Here is a 19,201-nt window from a genome sequence, read left to right as displayed (position 1 = left end):
ATCTGTAATGCGGCCTCATTCAGTTTATGACCGGTCGGTCGGATAGGCTCAAGGCGTGTGCTTCCTTTATAGTGACGCCTCGACGATGCAATCCTGGCTCACGGCAGCGCGCCGATTATTACGCGGCAAAACGAGGCACGATGGCGTAGGGTTGTGGTCGAACCGATGAACTCAAGTGATTGAAAGGATATCGCCATGCTGGACTGGAAGAACCGCGCGGGCAGCGCCCCTGAACGTGCCGCTGAACCGAAGTCGGCCACCCGCAGTTATATCGGCGGCCTGCTGTTCAGCCGGGCGCTGGCCACCTTGATCGGTCTTTACTTGCTGGTGGCGATTGCCCTGGGTTGGTATTGGAGCGAGGAGCCCGCGCTGTTTCCGGTCCAGCAAAATGCCCAGATCGCTGCCGAAAAAGAAGGTAAGCAGATGGTCGTCGGCTACACCACGGTGGAAACCCTCAAGACCGTCGCCGGTACGTTGCTGACCAAGCCGGGTGGCTATATTTCCAACGACCGTTTCCCGCCGGGCCTGTGGATGGACAACATGCCAAGCTGGGAATATGGCGTGCTGGTCCAGGTTCGCGACCTGAGCCGCGCACTGCGTAAAGACTTCGCCCGTTCCCAGTCGCAATCGGCCGAAGACGCCGACCTGGCCAAGGCCGAACCTCGTTTCAACTTCGACAACAAGAGCTGGGTGCTGCCTTCCAGTGAGTCCGAGTATCAGGAAGGCATCAATTCCCTGAGCCGCTATCAGGCGCGTTTGTCCGATCCTAACCAGAAAAGCGCACTGTTCTATGCCCGCGCCGACAACCTGAACAACTGGCTCGGTGACGTCGGTACCCGCCTGGGTTCGCTGTCGCAACGCCTGTCGGCCAGCGTTGGCCGGGTCAAACTCAACACTTCGCTGAAAACCGAAGTCCTCGCGCCAGGGCAAGTGCCACAGGTTGACGAAGAAATCGTCGAAACCCCGTGGATGCAGATCGACAACGTGTTCTACGAAGCTCGCGGCCAGGCCTGGGCGCTCTCGCACTTGTTGCGCGCCATCGAAGTCGACTTCGCCGACGTATTGGCCAAGAAAAACGCCACGGTCAGCGTGCGCCAGATCATTCGTGAGCTGGAAGCATCACAAGAACCGGTCTGGAGCCCGATGATCCTCAACGGCAGCGGCTTCGGTGTGCTGGCCAACCACTCGCTGGTCATGGCCAACTACATTTCCCGGGCCAACGCCGCAGTGATCGATCTGCGTCAATTGCTCAATCAAGGCTGAGTCATGGTTGATAACGCCAAAGAGGTCGCTCATCGGGCGGCCTCGGATGCCGAACAGATCGCCTGGGTCGACGAGCAGGACAACCTGCTTGGCGCCCTGGTCCGTTCCGATTTGCGCGAGCGCGGGCTGATCGGGCGCGGCACCTACATCATGTTGTTCAATTGCGCCGGTGAACTCTGTGTGCATCGCCGAACCTTGAGCAAAGCCATTTATCCGGGGTACTGGGACGTGGCGGCGGGGGGCATGGTGCTCGCCAGCGAAACCTACGCCGAGTCAGCCGCCCGCGAGCTGGAGGAAGAGCTGGGCGTGAGCGGGGTGGAACTGACCGCCCACGATCACTTCTTCTTTGAAGACACCGGCAACCGGCTCTGGTGTTCGGCGTTTTCGGCGGTCTGGGACGGGCCATTGATTCTGCAGCCTGAAGAGGTGCTTGAAGCGCGCTTCATGCCCATCGATCAGGTCATGCTGGAAATCGAGCAAAAGCCTTATTGCCCGGACTCTCTGGCGGCGTTGAAGCGCTATCTGCGCGCGCAACGGGATGGCGTCGCAAAAGAGCTATAAATTGGCGCCGATTGGCTCTTAGCAAGTCGGCTTTTTGCCGTTACACTGCGCGACCTTTTCAAGCTGAACCGGCATGCCTGGTTCAGTAGCGCTGCCCCTGCCTGAGTGGGGCTTCGCGGTCGATGGCGGCTTCCCAAGTCGCCGCGACCAGTCTTTGTCCTCCCAAGAGGATTGCCGGTGGCCAAAAAAGCCGCATCCTTCGCCGCCCTTGGTGGCCTGGTATTTTCCACCGACGCAGGTCGTCATTGCCCGGATTGCAGTAAACCGGTGGACGCCTGTATCTGCAAACAGACCGTTATCCCTGCCGGCGACGGCATCGCTCGCGTGCGTCGCGAAAGCAAGGGCCGTGGCGGCAAGACGGTGACCACCGTCAACGGCGTGCCGCTGGCCGAAGACGCGCTCAAGGAACTGGCCACCACGTTGAAGAAGCGTTGTGGCACAGGCGGAGCGTTGAAAGACGGGATCATTGAAATCCAGGGCGATCATGTCGAGCTACTCTTGGGCGAGCTGATCAAACTCGGTTTCAAAGCGAAGAAGTCCGGCGGCTAGCAGCCTCTGTGAAAACCACCCTCGGCTTGATCCAGTCCTGACAACAGTTCTGGCGTCGCCAACATGGTTTTCACAGAGCCTGTTCTGACCGGTTTCTAAACTCAAACCTGAATGTGCGGTCTATCGCCCTTGCATGCAGGCTAATCGTCATTTTCATTCTTTAGACTGCGCCGGCCTGAACCCAGGCGACGCTCTATGACTTCTTTATAGGGGACTTCAATGTCCGTACGACGCACACGCAAAGACGATGGCAGCCAATGGACAGTTGCGGACAGCCGCAGTGTTTACGGGATTCGCCATTGGGGGGCCGGGTATTTCGCGATCAATGACGCCGGTCGCGTCGAAGTTCGTCCGAACGGTCCGACCAGTTCGCCTATTGATCTGTTCGAGCAAGTCGACCAACTGCGCAAAAGCGGTTTGTCCTTGCCATTGCTGGTGCGTTTCCCGGATATCCTGCAAGACCGCGTGCGTCAGCTGACCGGCGCCTTCGATGCAAACATCGAGCGTCTGGAATACCAGAGCAAGTACACCGCGCTGTACCCGATCAAGGTGAACCAGCAAGAAGCGGTGATCGAAAACATCATCGCCACCCAGGACGTTTCCATCGGTCTGGAAGCCGGCTCCAAGCCAGAGTTGCTGGCCGTGCTGGCGCTGGCGCCGAAGGGCGGCACCATCGTTTGCAACGGTTACAAGGATCGCGAGTTCATTCGTCTGGCGCTGATGGGCCAGAAGCTGGGTCACAACGTCTTTATCGTGATCGAGAAAGAATCCGAAGTCGGCCTGGTGATCGAAGAAGCGGCGTCGCTGAAGGTCAAGCCTCAGGTCGGCCTGCGCGTGCGTCTGTCGTCCCTGGCCTCGTCCAAATGGGCGGACACCGGCGGCGAGAAATCCAAATTCGGTCTGTCGGCGGCGCAGTTGCTGTCGGTGGTCGAGCGTTTCCGTGCCGCTGGCCTGGATCAGGGCATTCGCCTGCTGCACTTCCACATGGGCTCGCAGATCGCCAACCTGGCGGACTACCAGCACGGTTTCAAGGAAGCGATCCGTTACTACGGCGAACTGCGCAACCTCGGCCTGCCGGTGGATCACATCGACGTGGGCGGTGGTCTGGGCGTGGACTACGACGGTACGCATTCGCGTAACGCCAGTTCGATCAACTACGACATGGACGATTACGCTGGTGTCGTGGTCGGGATGCTCAAGGAGTTCTGCGACGCGCAGAACCTGCCGCACCCGAACATCTTCTCTGAAAGCGGTCGCTCCCTGACCGCTCACCACGCCATGCTGGTGGTGCAGGTGACCGACGTCGAGAAACACAACGACGACGTACCGCAGATCGACAGCAAGGAAGAACTGCCGGAAACCGTGCAGTGGCTGGTTGACCTGCTGGGTCCGACCGACATCGAGATGGTCACCGAAACCTACTGGCGCGCGACGCACTACATGAGCGACGTGGCCACCCAGTACGCCGATGGCAAGCTGACCCTGGCGCAAAAAGCCCTGGCCGAGCAATGCTACTTCGCTGTGTGCCGTCGCCTGCACAACTCGTTGAAAGCCCGTCAGCGTTCGCACCGTCAGGTGCTCGACGAACTCAACGACAAGCTGGCCGACAAGTACATCTGCAACTTCTCGGTGTTCCAGAGCCTGCCGGACACCTGGGCCATCGGCCAGGTGCTGCCGATCCTGCCGCTGCACCGTCTCGACGAAGAGCCGCTGCGCCGCGCCGTACTGCAAGACCTGACCTGCGACTCCGACGGCAAGATCAAGCAATACGTCGACGAGCAGAGCATCGAAACCAGCCTGCCGGTGCATGCGCTGAATGACGGTGAAGACTACCTGCTGGGTATCTTCCTGGTCGGCGCTTACCAGGAAATCCTCGGCGACATGCACAATCTGTTCGGTGACACCGATTCGGTGAACATCTACCAGAACGCTGACGGCAGCGTGTACCACGCGGGTATCGAAACCCACGACACCATCGAAGACATGCTGCGTTATGTGCACTTGTCGCCGGAAGAGTTGATGACCCACTACCGCGACAAGTGCGCCAGTGCCCGCATCACCGCTGCCGAGCGCACCCAGTTCCTCGACGCTCTGCGCCTGGGCCTGACCCGTTCGTCTTACCTGTCTTCGTAAGGCAGGTCACTGCTCTCATCAGGTTGTCTGAAAATATTCCGCATGCTGCGGAAATTTCAGATGACCTGGTGCGACGCGTCTTTATTTTCGTGCGAAATGACTCACATACACGTCTATCCCTGCGATGTGGTCCTCTTTTCGCGTAGGTCATTTCCTAAGTTGTAGTTCAGCACTCTACTCGGCCAACTCTCTCGGAGAGAATCCCCAGCCGCCCCTCCTGTAGAGAATCGCCGATGTTCGATCCAGCCAACGAGCCGTCATTTCGTCTGGATGTTGAGGGCCTGCCCGATCCCTTTGCGGTCTTGGCCTTTACCGGCAGTGAAGCGATCAGCCAACCCTTTGAGTTCAACCTGGATCTGCTGATCGATGATCCGGCACTCGACCTGGCAAGCCTGTTGTACCGGCCGGCCTTTTTGCATGTCGGTCCGCCGGGAAACGGTTTTCACGGACAGTTGCATGAGCTTGTCCAGGCCGGGCAGGGCGCCACACCCAGGCGTTGTCGTGTGCGCCTGAGGCCGAAGCTGGCGTGTCTGGCCCAGCGGTTCAGCCAGCGTATTTTCAGCAACCGTTCGGTACCGGAGATTCTCGCCCAGGTGCTCAAGGAACATGGCATTGCGGGCAAGGATAGGCGTTTCGAGTTGACCGGCGATTACCCGCCTCGGGATTTCTGCACGCAGTATCAGGAATCGGACCTGCAATTTTTCCAGCGGCTGTGTGCGCAGGAACGCCTGCACTATCACTTCGAGCACCGCAGGCGTGGTCATTGTCTGGTGGTTGGTGACGGGCACGTTAAGGGCGGGGCAGAGCTGCCTCATGTGACGACCAATTCGGTCATGGGTCCGCGGATGCATAGCCTGCAACGGGCTTGGGTGGTTGAGGTCGATGAGCCTCGACCCGATGCAACCAGGCCTGTCGCGGTGCAATTTGACTGGCTCTATCAGGGCGAAGGCGCAGCCCCCAGCCACTGTTGGTTGTCGATGGCACCCGAATTGAGCAGCGCCCACACCATGCCGTTGAGAGAGGGGCTTGAAGTGCTGGTGAGCTTTATCGAAGGCGATCCCGATCAACCGCTTATCACCGGGTTTCTTTGCGCTCCGCCGGTCATCCAAGCGCGCGGCTCGGCCGATCCTCAGCCTGCACCGATGGCCGCTGACAATGTGTCGGTTGACGGATTGTTGCGCCTGTTGCAGTCCGGCGAACCGTTGGTGTTGCTGTGTCTGCTGCCCGGCGGGGGCAGTTTCGTACATTGCACACATGTCCTTTGTGCGTGCCGGGCAGCGACGCAGCTTGGCCAGAGCGGTACACCATGATTGCCGTCCAGGCTCCCGATCCAACCTCACAATGGCTGTTGCTCGATGCGCCGGGCGAACCCGGGGCCGCAGCGACGCGGCGCCGACAATTTGCCCCCGCTCGACAGTACGGGCTGTTTGACGACACCGAATGGCAGTCGTTACGGGATCACGGGCCGGTGCTGATTGATCTCAAGGGGTGCCCGGCACTGGCCGAACGTTGCCTGGGCGAGCCCCATCTCTGGAGCGGGTTGTGGCTGGTCAGTGAAGCATCGCCGTCGCAATTGCTCGAGCATTTGCGACGCATGCTCACCGTCACCGTCGGCCTGCATCACCGCGCTTTGTTGAGTTACTACAACCCGTACACGGCCAGCTATTTTTTCGATGCGTGCGATGCCCGGGAACTGAGTCGCTGGCTCGGTCCGATCAGGCAGATACGCTGGTTCGGTGGAACCTGGGCTGATCGGGCCATCGGTTGTCAGGGCTGGCAGCAGTTGTTCAATCCGGGGCTTGTGGTCAAACCGCTTGGGATTGAGGAAGACCTCAGCGCGCGTCAGCGGGACGCTTTGCAAACCTGCCTGCTGGAGCAGCATGCCTGGTGCTGGAGCCAATCCACCGGTCGTGACTACCCACGTCTATGGTCCCATCTGAAAGAAGGGCTGGCGCTGGGCTTCAGCGAGCGGCCGGTGCTCGATGGCTGGTTGTGGCTACGTTTGCAGCACCCTGGCGCAAAGCCTGAACTGCCTTTGTCCGGAGCCACCCAGCAGGCGCGTCTCGATAGCCTGCGCACCTTGTGGCAGAACGATCAACCCAACGAGGACCCTGACCCCATCATCCCGTGAACCAGCCGTCGTTCTTGCGCAAATACCAGGCGAACGCGCCGAGAGTCAGGCTGCGCAACACCATGAACAGCAGAAAGGTGATCCACAGTCCATGGTTGCCCAAGCCTTGCAGCAGCCAGGCGAAGGGCAGCAGCAGGACCACGGTCAGCAGCATGCCGTTGCGCATTTCCCGGGCGCGAGTGGCGCCGATGAACAACCCGTCGAGCAGGTAACTCCACACCGCAATCAGCGGCAACGCGGCGAGGTAGGGCAGGTAGATGAACGCGGTGTCGCGCACGCTCTGGATGTTCGTTTGCATTTCGATAAACAGATGCCCGGCGAAGGTAAACAGCACGGCAAAGCCCAGGCTCGCCAGCAATGACCAACCGCAGGCGACCACCAGAGAACGCCGCAACGCCTCTCGATCACGCGCGCCAATAGCGTGCCCGCACAGGGCTTCCACGGCATGCGCCAATCCGTCCAGTGCGTGGGCCGTCAGCAGCAAGCCATTGAGCAGTAGCGCGTTGGCGGCAACAGTGGCATCACCGAGTCGCGCGCCCTGCACGGTGATCAGGAAAAACACCGATTGCAGCGCCAGGCTACGGATGAAGATGTCGCGATTGACCGCCAGCAATGGCCGCCAACTCTGCCACAGCGCCAACGCGGCCCAGACGATGTGACCGGGGTAGGCACGCAGGGCTTTGCGCGTCATCAGCAGGCCAATCAGTGCGCCGGTCCATTCGGCAATCACCGAGGCGCGGGCTGCGCCGACCACGCCCCATTCCAGCCCAAGGACGAACCACAGGTTCAGCGCGATGTTCACCAGGTTGGTGCTCAGCAGAATCGCCAGCGGCGCCCGGGCGTTCTGGGTGCCGAGGAACCAGCCGACCAGTGCATAACTGGCCAGCGCCGCTGGCAGTCCGAACAGCCGGGTGTGGAAAAACTCGCGGGTCAGTTGATCCAGCTCTGCCGACGGTTGCATGAAGTGCAGCGCGACGCCGCTCAAGGGAACGCCCACCGCACCGAGGACAATCGCCAGGCCCATCGCCAACAACAGGCCTTGCAGCAAAATCTGCCGCAACGCCGCACCATCCCCGCGTCCGGCCGCCTGCGCGGCGAAACCGGTGGAGCCCATGCGCAGAAAGCCCATGGCCCAGGCCAGGAAGCTATACAAACTGGCCCCGACTGCGACGGCGCCCAACTGATGGGCGTGGGGCAGGTGGCCGATGACCGTACTGTCGACCAGTGCCACCAGCGGTACGGAAATGTTCGACAGAATCATCGGCGCAGCCAGCGCCCAGACCCGGCGATGGGTCGGGCGGTCACGCCAGTCGGCAATCAGGTTGGACATGCAGGCTCCTTGGCGAAGCCGGCATTGTAGCGGGAGGCTCGCTCCCACATTGGGATTTTGGGTGTTAGTGGATGATCCAGCTCAGCAGCCACAGCCCCAGCAGCAACCAGATAATCCCCATGATGATCGACGCATTCATGAACGCCCGAATCGCCGACCACAACAGCATCAACCCCAGGATCAGCGCAATGATGCTGATGATCGAAGTGTCCATCCCCAGCGTCCGGGACAACCCATCGACAAAATTGCTGCCGGCGTGGCTCAACAGATTGAACAGGCCACTGAGGGCGTCAACGATAAAGCGGATGACCGAACCGAGCGCCTGGCCGAGCCATTCGAAAAAACCTTCTACCTGCATGTGGTTAACGTCCTGATGAAAGTGGTTGAGCCTTGGGCCATTGATCGCGGTGGCGAGTTCCCCACAAGCATAGAGGGTTGCATTGCACCTGTGGGAAAAGCGCCCTTGCCAACCCCGGCCATCCCCCCGAAGCTATACGCCTTCAGGAGAGCCCGATGAACCTTGTTGAACTGACCGAACGCCTGCACGCCATCCGTGACCGCAATGACTGGCGGCAATTTCACAGCCCGAAAAACCTGGCCATGGCCGCCAGCGTGGAAATGTCCGAGCTGGTGGAGATTTTCCAGTGGCTGACCGAAGACCAGTCGCGTCAGCTGCCGGCCGACAAACTCGCCCACGCCGGGCAGGAAGTCGGCGATATCGTGCTCTATTTATTGCTGCTGTGCAGCGAGTTGGGGCTGGACATGAATGAAGTCGTGCGCAGCAAACTCGCGGACAGTGAAAAGAGGTTCAGCTGATGAGCGATCGTCATTTCGATCAACTGGCGACACGCTTCGCCGAAAAAATCTACGGTGGGGCCAAAGGCGCGATTCGCCTGGCGGTGCTTCAGGCCGACCTGGCCGAAACGCTGCCGGACCGGCCGCTGCGTGTGCTCGACATCGGGGCCGGCCTGGGCCACATGTCGTTGTGGCTGGCCCAGCGCGGTCATGACGTCACGCTGGCCGAGCCGGCCGAGCCGATGCTCGAAGGCGCCCGCCAACGTTTCGCCGAGGCGGGGCAGAGCGCAACGTTCATTCAGGCGCCGTGGCAAGAGCTGCTCGGTCAGCTCACCGAACCCTACGACCTGGTGCTGTGCCATGCCGTGCTGGAATGGCTCGCCGAACCTCACGCGATCTTGCCGGTATTGCATCAATTGACGAAAAAAGACGGCTGGTTGTCCCTGGCCTTCTACAACCGCGATGCGTTGATTTACCGCAACCTGCTCAAGGGCCACTTTCGCAAGATGCGCAAGAACGACATGGCTGGCGAAAAGCAGAGCCTGACCCCGCAACAACCGCTCGACCCGCGTGAATTGGCGGCGCAACTTGAAGGCCTGTGGCAGGTCGAAAGCCAGAGTGGAGTGCGGGTTTTTCACGACTATATGCCGGTGGAATTCCAGGCCCGCGCCCAACTGGTGGACCTGCTCGAAATGGAACTGGCCCACCGTCGTCACCCGAGCTTTGCCGGGCTCGGGCGCTATTTGCACTGGATCTGTCGGCCGGTCTGATCGGAGCTCGAAATGAAAAGTCGTTCAGGGTTACTGGTGATCTGTCTCGGGCTGGCCGCCTGCCAGGGCAGCAACCCGTATGTGGCGTCGTCGAACCCGATTCCGCCGGCGCCGCCCGGCGCCGCCAAGGTGTTCGATCGCAGCGCCTACCCGGCGCCACCTCATGACTATGGGCGTTATCGCAGCTGGGCGTGGCTCGACGGGCACCTCCCGCCGGGCACCACTTGGGCAGACCCGGCGCAGGTGGCCGAAGTGGTCAGCAATGCCCTCGATCAGCGCGGCTTGCGTCCGCTGCACGATAACCGTCCGGCCGACCTGTTTGTCAGTGCCAACCTGCACCAGGAAACCCGCTGGCGCCAGCAGCAGGACGACTACGGTTATTACGGCGCTGGTTATGGCGGTTACAACCACTATGGCAACGGTTACGGCATGTACGGCAGCGTGCCGATCGTGCGCACGTATCAGGAACAAGTCCTGGTGGTGCAGGTGGATCTGTACGACGCCGGCACCGGTCAGCCCGTGTGGAGCGGCAGCGCCGAAACCGGCCAAAGCGGCAGCCAGAGCGAACAAGCCGATGCCCTGCGAAAGGCTGTAGAAAAGGCAATGTCGGCGTATCCTCCCAGTTAGCTTCTGTAGATAAGAAGCATTCCGCTGGTTTTGCCTCAACCGGAGAAAGATCATGTTCCGCCGTCTCGCTGTACTGGCCGTGGCCGCGCTGCTCAGTGCCTGCGCCGCCAACCAGGTCAATCATGACTTTGACGCCAGCCGCGATTTTGCCGCCTACCGCAGCTGGAGCTGGAAAGAACCCGCCCTGCAATACCGCCCGGATGATCCGCGGATCAAGAGTGACCTGACCGAACAACGCATCCGTGAATCGGTGACCGATCAGCTCGATCAGCGAGGCTTGCGTCCGGCCGCCACCGGCACCCGGGGCGATTTGAACGTACAGACTTATCTGATCGTCGAAGAGCGCCAGCAACAAGTCACCACCAGCTACGGCGGCGGTTACGGTAACCCCTGGAACGGTTACTGGGGCGCGCCGATGTACAACGAAACCCGCAACGTCAGCTACAAAGTGGCGACCATCCAGATCGACCTGCTCGACGGCAAGGACGGCAAACTGGTGTGGCGCGGCAGCGACGAACAATTGCTCAGCGGCTCGCCGAACCCGTCGGATCGCAGCACTGCGATCCACGAAACCGTGACGCGCATCCTCGCCAACTACCCACCCAAACTCGCTCACTAACACCACCTCACCCCTGTGGGAGCGAGCCTGCTCGCGAAGACGGACTGACATTCGACATAGATGTTGAATGTGCCGGCCTCTTCGCGAGCAGGCTCGCTCCCACAGGGTTTTTGTTGTCTGGGCTGGCGAGTTGCCAGCAGTCTGGTCAACCCTTGTCTACACTGCTCTTCACCAACGGAGAAAGCCCCGGCTGTGCACCGGCAAAGGAGTGCGCGATGTCTCCCCGCTTGCAGTTTCGTGGACCGGCCCGGCAACGGGGGGCGATTGGTTTGATGGCGGCGCTGACCCTGGCAATGGCGCTGGTGTTCTTGCTGGTGGTGGTCGACAGCGGTCGGCTCTACTTGGAAAAACGCAACCTGCAACGGGTCGCCGACATGGCCGCGCTGGAAGCCGCGACACGGGGCGGCGACTGCCTGGCCGGCGCCTCCGCCGTCACCTACGCCAGCGCCAGCGCCCAACGCAATGGTTTCGCCATCCCCAGCGCCGGCCGCGCCCTGGCCGTTGCCTGCGGCGTGGTGAACGTGAACGCCGGCAATATTCGGGTGTTCGCGGCTGACCCGAACAAAAGCGAGGCGATCCGGGTAATCGCCAGCCATGTGGTGCCGCAGAGTCTGGTCGGCGGCCTCGGCGCCATGTTCGGCGGCGCGCCTGCCAACTCGACCATTAACCTGAGTGCTACGGCAGTCGCAGGTGTTGCGGGGCCGCCCGTTGCCCAGTTGAGTATTCGCAGCACGCTGGTTGACGTGAATCTGTTGAATGGCTTTTTGTCCGGTCTGAGTGGTGCGCCTATCAACCTGACGATCGCGAATTGGAACGGTTTGGTCGCCGCCAATATCAACCTGCTCAAGTACATGGATCAACTCGCTATCGACCTGCACGTCACCGCAGGCGACTACACGCAACTGCTCGGTGCCGACGCCACCGTGGGTCAACTGCTGCGGGCCGCCGCGACGGTAGCCCAGGCCAATGGCGCGACGGCGGACGTGCAAACCGGTCTGAATGGCCTGGCCAGCACTGTCGTCAACCCGCTCAAAGTGCATTTGGGTGACATCCTGCAGTTGCAGACGGGCAGCACCGCGTCCGGTTTGAACGCTAACGTGAACGCCTTTCAACTGGTCCAGGCATTTATCGAGTTGGGCAACAGCAAGAGCGCGGTGACGGGCACGCTTCCGGTCAATCTGCTGGGGTTGGGCCTCGGGGCCACGGCAAATATCAAGGTGATCGAGCCGCCACAGTTATCCGTGGTCGGTAACCCGGCCTTGGCAAAACTGGCGCCGTTGGGGGCCAATCGAATCTATGTACGCACCGCGCAGGTCCGGGTATTGGTGAGCGTGGATTTGTCGCTGGCTACCAATCTGCTCGGCGTGGTGACGAGCACGTTGTCTGTTGTCACCGGGTTACTGGGACTCGATTTGTATGTATTGCCCGATCACAATCTGGACGTGAGTCTTGAAGCGGGTGGGGGCAGCAGTTACGTCACCGACTACACCTGCGTCAGCGAGACCAATAAAAGCCTGACCGCTTTCACCACCACCACCGTGGCTGAATTGCGGGTCGGACGCGTCAACTCCAATTGGGCATCTTCGGCCGGGCCTATGAGCGTCACGCCCTTCACCTTGCTCGATATCCGGCATGCCGGCGTGCCCTTTTCCGGCGGTGGCGCTGAACTCAGGATCGACAGCCCCGTCGTGCCGACCAGTGCCTCAACCACGTTCATCAACCCACCGAAAGTCGGGTTGGCCCCCTCCATTCCGCCTTACACCTTGACCGCCACCAACGCGATCGCCGGCTTGTCGCAGGCGATCAATCCCTTGCCATTGATTGTCCACACGCCATCATTCAGTCCCGGTTTTCTGTTACAGGCTGTCTTCGACTTGCTGAATTCACTGCTCACCAGCGTGCTGTCGCTATTGACGACAACGCTGAACTCGATCCTCAGCCCGCTACTGGACAACCTGCTCAACACCGTCCTGAAAACCCTCGGGATCGAGGTCGGGAAAATCCAGGTCGGCGCCAACCTCAGCTGTCACTCCGGCCGGGCGTCACTGGTGATCTGATCTGGTGGAGCAACCGGCAGTTCGATACAAAACCGAGCGCCCTCCACCGAGTTGCGCACGCTCAGGCGCCCACCCATGTTCTCGACGATGCCGTAGCTCACCGACAACCCCAACCCGGTGCCGATGCCGACCGGTTTGGTGGTGAAGAACGGTTCGAAAATCTTCTCCATCAGCCGCGGATCGATGCCGCCGCCATTGTCCTCGACCCACAACCGCACCGACTGTTTATCCCGTTCGGCGTACACCGAAATCCACGGCTTGAACTCGCGGTCGGCTTCACGTTTGCTCAGCAGCGCGTCCCGGGCGTTGACCATCAGGTTGATCAACACCTGCTCCAGCTGATCGACGTAGCCGCGCACTTGCACGTCAAAACCGGTCTCGCTGACGCGTAACTCGACCCCTTTGCCGCGCATGCCTTCAGCCAGCAGCGACAGCGTGCCCTCGATGGCCTGCGCCGGGTTGAACGGATGTTGTTCGATTTCCGAACGACGACCAAACACGCGCATGTGATCGACCACCCGCGCGGCGCGCTGGACCTGTGAATCGATGCGGTTGAGCTTGTCGGTCAGGTAGTCGATCTGCACCTCGCCGGTGCTCAGGCGCTTGAGCACGTTGACGATGGCCATGCGCATCACGTTCAGCGGCTGATTGATTTCGTGGGCCAGGCCGGTGGCCATTTCGCCGAGGGTGGCCATTTTGGCGCTCTGCGTGAGCTGCTGCTGCGAACGCCGGACTTCGGTGTTATCGCGCCCGACCGCCTGAATCTCCAGCAGGTGCCCTTGCTCATCGAACACCCCGCGATCCGACCAGACCCACCACGCATGCTCCCGGCCGGGCAGTTGCAGGTTGATTTCCGCGGTACTCACCGGGAATTCCGGGCTCAGTTGACTGAGCCGCTGCACGAACGCTTCTCGCTGTTCGTCCGACATCCATTGGCCCAGATTCACCCCGGGCAATTGTTCGGGCTGGCATTCCAGATAAGTCGCCAACGGCCGGTTGCCGAAGGTCAGTGTCAGGTCCGGGCGATACCGGCAAATCATCGCTGGCGAGTCTTCGACCAGAATCCGGTAGCGCTCTTCGCTCTGTTTCACTTGTTCGGCGGCCAGGGTCGCTTCGGTGACGTCCAGCCACAAGCCGACGGCTTCCACCGGCAGGCCGAGGTCATCGCGCAGCAGTTTGGCTTCGTCGAGCAGCCAGTGGTAATCGCCGCGATGGTCGCGCATTCGATAACGGGCGCGCACCGAGCCTTCGCGCAACAACTGCCGGGTGCGCTCGAAATACTGAGCGCGGTCCTGCGGGTGAATACGTTCGATCAAGGCCCCGGCGCTGCAATCGGCGAGGGTCAGCCCGAGCAGTGGCAACAGACTGTCGCTGAAAAACGTCGGTTGCAACGCGCCTTCGACGTAACGCTGCACGTAAATCACCGCGGGTGAGCTGGCGATCAGATTGTCCAGCCGCGCATGGGCGGTGGCGGCGTTCTGTTGCTGATTCTTGATGTCGCTGATGTCGAGCATGAAGCCGACTAAACGCCGCTGTTTGCCGGCGCCCAGAGCCTGGCCTTGCAGGCGATACCAGATCGGCGCGTGTGTTGCATCGGGTCGGTGCAGGCGCACGCACAGCAGTAACGGAGTGCCGGCGTCCTGCAAATCCTGCAGGCGACTGCGCAGTTCTTCGCGGTCGGCGGGGTGGATGTGGTCGAGCCATTCGCTCAGCGGTAATTGCGTGCTCGTCAGGTTCAGCACACTGGCGAGCGACGGCGCCAATTGCACCTCGGCGCTGTCACTGAACACTTCCCACCAACCGGTGCCGAGCAATCCTTGCAGCGACTCCAGCCGCTCCAGTTGCAATTGATGGCGATGCTCGCGCAGGCGCTCCAGCAGCGGGCTGGCCAGTGCGGCGGTGAGTTGCAACCAGTCGCTGTCGTTCAGGTCCGGGGCACGTTGCTGGGCCGTATACACACCGCAGAGCAACCAGGCGACCACACCGTGAGCGTCGTAATAGGGCACCGCCAAGCCGTCGGCGTGACCGAAGATGTCTTGCAGGCGCGGGTGCATGGCGGGCGTCAGGTGTTGTGCGACCGAACCGTTCAAGCTGTCGAGCCCGGTGCCCAGGCGCTGAGCGTTTTGCCACAGCTTCGGCGCATCGAGGGCGGCGAATTGCTGATGAATTTGCCAGCCCTGCGCCTGCTCATCGAGCAGTGCCACCGCGATGCACGGGATGTGAAAACGTTGCGCCAACACCTGCAACTGATCCAGCAACACATCGGGCAGGCGCGCCAGGCTGCACAGGCGCAGCTGTTCGCTGATCTTCGCCGCGAGTAACTGGTTCTGTTCGCGGCTGCGAGATTGCCGGCGCTCGAGCAAGACGTCGCCGATGTCGAGCAACTGCAACAACCAGTTTTTTTCCAGGGACTGGACCCAGCCGCGCAGGTGCAGCGGTTGTCCGCTGACGGTGTAGAAGTCCAGGTCCAGAGTCTGTCCCTGCCAGTCTGCGGGCGCGCCTTCGACCACCAGACTGCTGTGAGGCATGAGGTAATCCACCAGCAGCGGGGACTGCGCGGCTGGAATCTGTTGGGCCAGCATATGCCGCAGCGGTCCCGTCTGATGAATCACCCGGCCTTCGGCATCCAGGTACAACTGCAGGCCGACACTCTGCACGCACAGGGTGTCGGGCATGGCCACAGGCTGTGGCGGTGGGCGGTTCAGCAGACGGCCGAACAGTTTGTCCCCGGAGCTCAAAATTGCAGACTCGAACTGGCGCTGAGGGTCGCCGGCAGATTGGGCACCGAGCCGATCCCCGGCAGCACCAGAAACGGCACCACGCGGTTGAGCTTGCTGGTGGGGTAATTGATTTGCACCTTCAGCACCCCGGCGACAAAGCTGATGGTGGAATCGGTAGCGGCATTGAAGTTCAGCGCGGCGGGAATCCAGGCCAGTTGCCGGGTCAATTCGGCGGCTGCGGTGGTTTGCACCAAGGTCGCGTAACCGGGGGCGCTCGGGTCCACCGCCACGCTACGGCGCACGGCTTCGGCGGTCGACTGGTTGAACGATTGCATCAGCAACAGCGGCAAGCTGTAACTCACAATCCCATAGAACACGGCGAAAAAAAGTACGAACACCAAGGCGAACTCGATCGCAACGGCGCCTTTTTGCTTGCGGGGGAGGCTTGATTTCATGAGTGCGTCTACCCTGACTGTCACAGCGTGATATCAGCATAGAATCATTCAGCCATAACGGATGTTTTTTACCGAATGCAAAGCCTTGTTTTGTTGATCTGGCTGACGCTTTGCGCGGCGCAGGATGCCCGGGAAAAGCACATCGCCAACAGCCTGACCCTCGGCGCAGGTGCGTTGGCGCTGACCTGGTTGCTGTGGACCGATACCACCTGGCTGGGCGCCGAGGCCGCGCAGGGTGGTTGGGCGTTGTTGCTGGCGCTGGCCTTCACCTTGCCCGGTTATGCGTTGCGCCGCATGGGCGCGGGCGATGTAAAACTGATGGGCGCCTTGGGTCTCGCGACGGACGGTATGCACCTGCTGGGCAGCTTTATCGGTGCCGCATTGGCCAGTGTTTTATGGCTGTTGCTAGCGCCAAGAGTCTGGCTTCATTTGGGTCAAGGGCTTAGGACTCGTCTTCGATACCTGGAGCCGGGAGTGTCAAGGAAGCAGCCATTTGCGCCCTTTGTGTTGGTGGGGTTGTTGTTCACGTTCGCCTGGATCCACTAGCCGCCCGCTCTATGTACAGAGTCAGAAAGTGCGTCTACTTTCAAATCACTGGTTGTACAGCTTGGGGCTGTCAGTACAGGAGCGGTCAGCGTTGGCCTGAGCATGGAGTGGCGCGTGAATAAGTTTACGTCTGCGGTAAAAATCCTGGTGGTCGATGATCAGCCTTTGATCGTGGAGGAACTGTGCGAATTCCTCGAGAGCAAGGGCTATGGCTGTATTCCGTGTGAGTCCGGTCAGCAGGCGATCGAGCGCTTTGAGGAGGATCTGGATATCGGCCTGGTGCTGTGTGATTTGCAGATGCCTGGGCTGGACGGGATTGAGCTGGTTCAGGCGTTGCAGCGGTTGTCTGGCAAGCACCGGGCCTTTGAAGCAATCATGTTGACGGGGCGTGCGGACAAGCAGGATGTGATCAAGGCGCTGCGGGCCGGGTTTGCTGATTATTATCAGAAGCCGGTCGATCTGGCTGAGTTGCTGGAAGGGGTTCGGCGTCAGGAGGTGGCGTTGCATGAACGGCAGAAAAATCTGCAACTGGGGCATTTGAATCAGAAGCTGCAGTATCTGTCTGAGTCGATCGATGATTTGTATCAGGATCTGGATAAGGTTCGACGTGGGCCTCAGGCGGATGTTGGCGATGCTGAGGTCAGTGATGTGGATCGGGTGGAGATGCCGGCGATTTTCAATCAGTTGTCGCCTCGTCAGTTGGATGTGGCGCGGTTGGTGGGCAAGGGGCAGACCAATTATCAGATTGCCTGTGAGCTTGGGATTACCGAGAACACGGTGAAGCTGTATGTGTCGCAGGTGTTGCGTTTGACGCATATGCATAATCGGACGCAGTTGGCGTTGGCGTTGTCGCCCAGCAATTCGGGGATGCGCCAGCGGGTTACGGCTCACTGATGCACACGGTTCAACCTGTAGGAGTGAGCCTGCTCGCGAAGGCGTCCTCACATCCAACCAGTTTTTTACTGATGTACTCCGTCCAAACTGTGGGAGCTGGCTTGCCTGCGATGGCGGCCTGACAGCCGACCAATCTCCATCAGATGTACCCAGATCAAACTGTGGGAGCGAGCTTGCTCGCGAAGGCGTCCTGATAGACGACCATTCTCTTCCTTGGTGTACATATCCATTCCTGCGGTAACGGCCGCTGGCGGTTTCGCCCTTACGGCGAGGCACTTTTTTCAAACGCCCTCCGTGTCAGGGGACACTGCCCTCCGGTCTGCTTCGCTACGACCTACATGCAGCGTGTTCGACTGCGTCGAACGGCGCTGCGCGCCACTCCCTGGATGCACACCTCCACTCAGCCTCCCGAAGGGGCGGGCAGATCAAAAGCGGCAGGCGAGCTAACGCTCGGCCTGTTGAGTGGTGAGAAGCAACGGCTGTACGCCGATCAATGTAGGAGCCTGGCTTGCCAGCGATGGCGGCCTGACAGCCGACCAATCTCTACCAGATACACCCAGTCCAACTGTGGGAGCGAGCCTGCTCGCGAAAGCGGTATGCCAGACAACATTGATGTTGAATGTTAAATCGCATTCGCGAGCAGGCTCGCTCCCACAGGGATTGGCGTTTACTGGGGGATTAGCGATGTGGCGCGGGTTTGGGCAGTACGAGGTTGTCCATCATCCGGTTTGCCGCCAGTTCGGCGAGCATGACGATCTGCTGGATGGCCATGGCGGTGTTGCGGTGCGGGCCTTCCAGGTACGCGGCAAAATCGCCGGCCATGACGCTGGCCTGGGCCAGGGTTTCACAGGTGTGGGCCAGCAGGTCTTCGTCTTTGAGGTCCGGTGCAAGCATGAACATGGTGCTGGGTTTGCGGGTGGGCGGTGACTTCAGTACTGCAGGGTTGAGGTAGTGATTCAACGCGCGTTCGGCGGCGTCGTGGAATTTTTTGGAATCGACGGATTCGTAGGGGGAAACGTCGTCGGTTTCCGGGGGATTTGGTGTTTCTTTGAACATGGTGAGACTCCAAGTAAATTGTGGAGCTGCCACTGATCGCTGCGACGCGATTTGAAGGAGGCAGCTGTACGCGGGGTCGCAGACCGAGCTACTTGGTAAACCCGGCATACCCGAAGGTATCCCGCGCACAGCCACCATAAAACCAATCGACAATCTATGAAGGAGAGTCGATTGAGGACGGTGATTATGCACCAAGTAAGCTAAGACGGACTGCGACGCCCGGTCGCTGAATTTGCAGCGACACCCAAAGCCTACCCATTTCCCGTCTGACCCAACAACCGACACAACCTGTCGGAATCCTCCTCAAAAACCGTCCCGGCTGTAGGACCCGCGTAAATTTTCAGACTGATCTCAATCGAAATGTGGGAGCGAGCCTGCTCGCGAAGGCGGCAAACCACACACAAAAAAATCAAAACCTACCCCCCCGACCCACTGCTCACCGTCCCCCCCTGATCCTGATCAAAAAACTGCGGGATCTCATGCTCATAACTCTTCAACCAGCGCTGCATGCTCAGCTCCCGTTCAGTCGCCGTCGAGGTCTGTGGTTTCTGCGAAGCCGCCTTGTTGCTGCTTTGCAGTTGTAGCCAGCCTTCGGTTTCCGCTTGTTGTGGCGAGGATGGGCCGTCGAGCGCATGGGCGGCGAGGGGCAGGGCCAGCAGGCAGCAGAGGACGATTGGTTTCATCGCAAAGGACTC

General features: G+C 60.5%; 19 protein-coding genes. 13 read left to right on the top strand and 6 right to left on the bottom strand.

All coding sequences use genetic code 11. The features are described 5' to 3' along the window. The first annotated feature begins 195 nt into the window (after positions 1-195). The 6 genes from AC07N8_RS19645 (at position 196) to AC07N8_RS19620 (ending at position 6,637) form a co-directional block, all read left to right on the top strand. Positions 196-1,263 carry a DUF2333 family protein gene (locus AC07N8_RS19645; RefSeq protein ID WP_123435973.1) on the top strand — a complete coding sequence of 356 codons (1,068 nt, stop codon included), beginning with the start codon at positions 196-198 and terminating at the stop codon, positions 1,261-1,263. Positions 1,264-1,266: 3 nt separating this feature from the next. Next, positions 1,267-1,824, top strand: a complete 558-nt coding sequence (locus AC07N8_RS19640) for an NUDIX hydrolase (protein WP_483841171.1) — start codon at positions 1,267-1,269, stop codon at positions 1,822-1,824. 177 nt (positions 1,825-2,001) lie between these two features. After that, a complete protein-coding gene (locus AC07N8_RS19635; protein ID WP_493145680.1) occupies positions 2,002-2,373 on the top strand; it encodes a translation initiation factor Sui1 in 372 nt (123 codons plus the stop codon). 219 nt (positions 2,374-2,592) lie between these two features. Then, positions 2,593-4,506: an arginine decarboxylase gene (gene speA / locus AC07N8_RS19630; RefSeq protein ID WP_483841172.1), complete on the top strand. Its 1,914-nt coding sequence runs from the start codon at positions 2,593-2,595 to the stop codon at positions 4,504-4,506. 233 nt (positions 4,507-4,739) lie between these two features. Beyond that, positions 4,740-5,816, top strand: a complete 1,077-nt coding sequence (locus tag AC07N8_RS19625) for a contractile injection system protein, VgrG/Pvc8 family (protein ID WP_493145679.1) — start codon at positions 4,740-4,742, stop codon at positions 5,814-5,816. Next, complete coding sequence (locus AC07N8_RS19620; RefSeq protein ID WP_483841174.1) at positions 5,813-6,637, top strand: DUF4123 domain-containing protein; 825 nt, start codon at positions 5,813-5,815, stop codon at positions 6,635-6,637. The genes AC07N8_RS19625 and AC07N8_RS19620 overlap by 4 nt, the downstream gene beginning before the upstream one ends. On the opposite strand, the gene AC07N8_RS19615 is transcribed toward AC07N8_RS19620, so the two are convergent. Both AC07N8_RS19615 and AC07N8_RS19610 read right to left on the bottom strand, forming a co-directional pair. Next, positions 6,627-7,967 carry an MATE family efflux transporter gene (locus tag AC07N8_RS19615; protein WP_493145678.1) on the bottom strand — a complete coding sequence of 447 codons (1,341 nt, stop codon included), beginning with the start codon at positions 7,965-7,967 and terminating at the stop codon, positions 6,627-6,629. The two genes, AC07N8_RS19620 and AC07N8_RS19615, sit on opposite strands and share 11 nt — an antisense overlap. Positions 7,968-8,031: 64 nt before the next feature. After that, positions 8,032-8,325 carry a hypothetical protein gene (locus tag AC07N8_RS19610; RefSeq protein ID WP_483841176.1) on the bottom strand — a complete coding sequence of 98 codons (294 nt, stop codon included), beginning with the start codon at positions 8,323-8,325 and terminating at the stop codon, positions 8,032-8,034. Positions 8,326-8,480: 155 nt separating this feature from the next. On the opposite strand from AC07N8_RS19610, the gene AC07N8_RS19605 reads away from it, so the two are divergent. The 5 genes from AC07N8_RS19605 (at position 8,481) to AC07N8_RS19585 (ending at position 12,835) form a co-directional block, all read left to right on the top strand. Beyond that, positions 8,481-8,783: a MazG-like family protein gene (locus AC07N8_RS19605; RefSeq protein WP_007947666.1), complete on the top strand. Its 303-nt coding sequence runs from the start codon at positions 8,481-8,483 to the stop codon at positions 8,781-8,783. After that, a complete protein-coding gene (locus tag AC07N8_RS19600) occupies positions 8,783-9,532 on the top strand; it encodes a methyltransferase domain-containing protein (RefSeq protein WP_493145677.1) in 750 nt (249 codons plus the stop codon). Before AC07N8_RS19605 ends, AC07N8_RS19600 begins: the two co-directional genes overlap by 1 nt. Before the next feature lie 12 nt (positions 9,533-9,544). Then, positions 9,545-10,159 carry a DUF4136 domain-containing protein gene (locus AC07N8_RS19595; protein ID WP_493145676.1) on the top strand — a complete coding sequence of 205 codons (615 nt, stop codon included), beginning with the start codon at positions 9,545-9,547 and terminating at the stop codon, positions 10,157-10,159. Positions 10,160-10,211: 52 nt separating this feature from the next. Further along, the gene (locus AC07N8_RS19590) at positions 10,212-10,778 is read left to right on the top strand and encodes a DUF4136 domain-containing protein (protein WP_493145675.1); all 567 of its coding nucleotides are present in this window, start codon (positions 10,212-10,214) and stop codon (positions 10,776-10,778) included. Positions 10,779-10,993: 215 nt separating this feature from the next. Beyond that, positions 10,994-12,835 (top strand): pilus assembly protein TadG-related protein, encoded by a 1,842-nt coding sequence (locus AC07N8_RS19585; RefSeq protein WP_493145674.1) that lies wholly within the window; start codon positions 10,994-10,996, stop codon positions 12,833-12,835. On the opposite strand, the gene AC07N8_RS19580 is transcribed toward AC07N8_RS19585, so the two are convergent. Then, on the bottom strand, positions 12,805-15,573 hold the full coding sequence (locus tag AC07N8_RS19580; RefSeq protein ID WP_493145673.1) for a PAS domain-containing sensor histidine kinase: 2,769 nt from the start codon (positions 15,571-15,573) through the stop codon (positions 12,805-12,807). The genes AC07N8_RS19585 and AC07N8_RS19580 overlap by 31 nt on opposite strands. Further along, a complete protein-coding gene (locus AC07N8_RS19575) occupies positions 15,570-16,010 on the bottom strand; it encodes a TadE/TadG family type IV pilus assembly protein (RefSeq protein ID WP_493145672.1) in 441 nt (146 codons plus the stop codon). Before AC07N8_RS19575 ends, AC07N8_RS19580 begins: the two co-directional genes overlap by 4 nt. A gap of 75 nt (positions 16,011-16,085) precedes the next feature. Between AC07N8_RS19575 and AC07N8_RS19570 the strand changes: the two genes are divergently transcribed. Both AC07N8_RS19570 and AC07N8_RS19565 read left to right on the top strand, forming a co-directional pair. After that, on the top strand, positions 16,086-16,556 hold the full coding sequence (locus AC07N8_RS19570; protein WP_483841183.1) for a prepilin peptidase: 471 nt from the start codon (positions 16,086-16,088) through the stop codon (positions 16,554-16,556). Between the two features lie 114 nt (positions 16,557-16,670). Next, entirely contained in the window at positions 16,671-17,450 is a 780-nt protein-coding gene (locus AC07N8_RS19565; RefSeq protein WP_483841190.1) for a response regulator, read from the top strand. Between the two features lie 678 nt (positions 17,451-18,128). Here AC07N8_RS19565 and AC07N8_RS19560 read toward each other — a convergent pair. Both AC07N8_RS19560 and AC07N8_RS19555 read right to left on the bottom strand, forming a co-directional pair. After that, complete coding sequence (locus AC07N8_RS19560; protein WP_493145671.1) at positions 18,129-18,506, bottom strand: DUF6124 family protein; 378 nt, start codon at positions 18,504-18,506, stop codon at positions 18,129-18,131. Positions 18,507-18,922: 416 nt separating this feature from the next. After that, a complete protein-coding gene (locus AC07N8_RS19555; RefSeq protein WP_483843979.1) occupies positions 18,923-19,189 on the bottom strand; it encodes a DUF3613 domain-containing protein in 267 nt (88 codons plus the stop codon). Positions 19,190-19,201: the final 12 nt, after the last annotated feature.

The organism is Pseudomonas sp. GW821-FHT10C09, assembly GCF_059415465.1.
This window is presented reverse-complemented; position numbering and strand designations above follow the sequence as displayed.

What these genes read in the sequence shown, in the direction of transcription:
- AC07N8_RS19575 (WP_493145672.1), bottom strand. Translation starts at nt 16,010, where the DNA reads ATGAAATCAAGCCTCCCCCGCAAGCAAAAAGGCGCCGTTGCGATCGAG.
- speA (WP_483841172.1), top strand. Translation starts at nt 2,593, where the DNA reads ATGTCCGTACGACGCACACGCAAAGACGATGGCAGCCAATGGACAGTT.
- AC07N8_RS19620 (WP_483841174.1), top strand. Translation starts at nt 5,813, where the DNA reads ATGATTGCCGTCCAGGCTCCCGATCCAACCTCACAATGGCTGTTGCTC.
- AC07N8_RS19570 (WP_483841183.1), top strand. Translation starts at nt 16,086, where the DNA reads ATGCAAAGCCTTGTTTTGTTGATCTGGCTGACGCTTTGCGCGGCGCAG.
- AC07N8_RS19610 (WP_483841176.1), bottom strand. Translation starts at nt 8,325, where the DNA reads ATGCAGGTAGAAGGTTTTTTCGAATGGCTCGGCCAGGCGCTCGGTTCG.
- AC07N8_RS19585 (WP_493145674.1), top strand. Translation starts at nt 10,994, where the DNA reads ATGTCTCCCCGCTTGCAGTTTCGTGGACCGGCCCGGCAACGGGGGGCG.
- AC07N8_RS19600 (WP_493145677.1), top strand. Translation starts at nt 8,783, where the DNA reads ATGAGCGATCGTCATTTCGATCAACTGGCGACACGCTTCGCCGAAAAA.
- AC07N8_RS19605 (WP_007947666.1), top strand. Translation starts at nt 8,481, where the DNA reads ATGAACCTTGTTGAACTGACCGAACGCCTGCACGCCATCCGTGACCGC.
- AC07N8_RS19615 (WP_493145678.1), bottom strand. Translation starts at nt 7,967, where the DNA reads ATGTCCAACCTGATTGCCGACTGGCGTGACCGCCCGACCCATCGCCGG.
- AC07N8_RS19560 (WP_493145671.1), bottom strand. Translation starts at nt 18,506, where the DNA reads ATGTTCAAAGAAACACCAAATCCCCCGGAAACCGACGACGTTTCCCCC.
- AC07N8_RS19590 (WP_493145675.1), top strand. Translation starts at nt 10,212, where the DNA reads ATGTTCCGCCGTCTCGCTGTACTGGCCGTGGCCGCGCTGCTCAGTGCC.
- AC07N8_RS19595 (WP_493145676.1), top strand. Translation starts at nt 9,545, where the DNA reads ATGAAAAGTCGTTCAGGGTTACTGGTGATCTGTCTCGGGCTGGCCGCC.
- AC07N8_RS19640 (WP_483841171.1), top strand. Translation starts at nt 1,267, where the DNA reads ATGGTTGATAACGCCAAAGAGGTCGCTCATCGGGCGGCCTCGGATGCC.
- AC07N8_RS19555 (WP_483843979.1), bottom strand. Translation starts at nt 19,189, where the DNA reads ATGAAACCAATCGTCCTCTGCTGCCTGCTGGCCCTGCCCCTCGCCGCC.
- AC07N8_RS19625 (WP_493145679.1), top strand. Translation starts at nt 4,740, where the DNA reads ATGTTCGATCCAGCCAACGAGCCGTCATTTCGTCTGGATGTTGAGGGC.
- AC07N8_RS19645 (WP_123435973.1), top strand. Translation starts at nt 196, where the DNA reads ATGCTGGACTGGAAGAACCGCGCGGGCAGCGCCCCTGAACGTGCCGCT.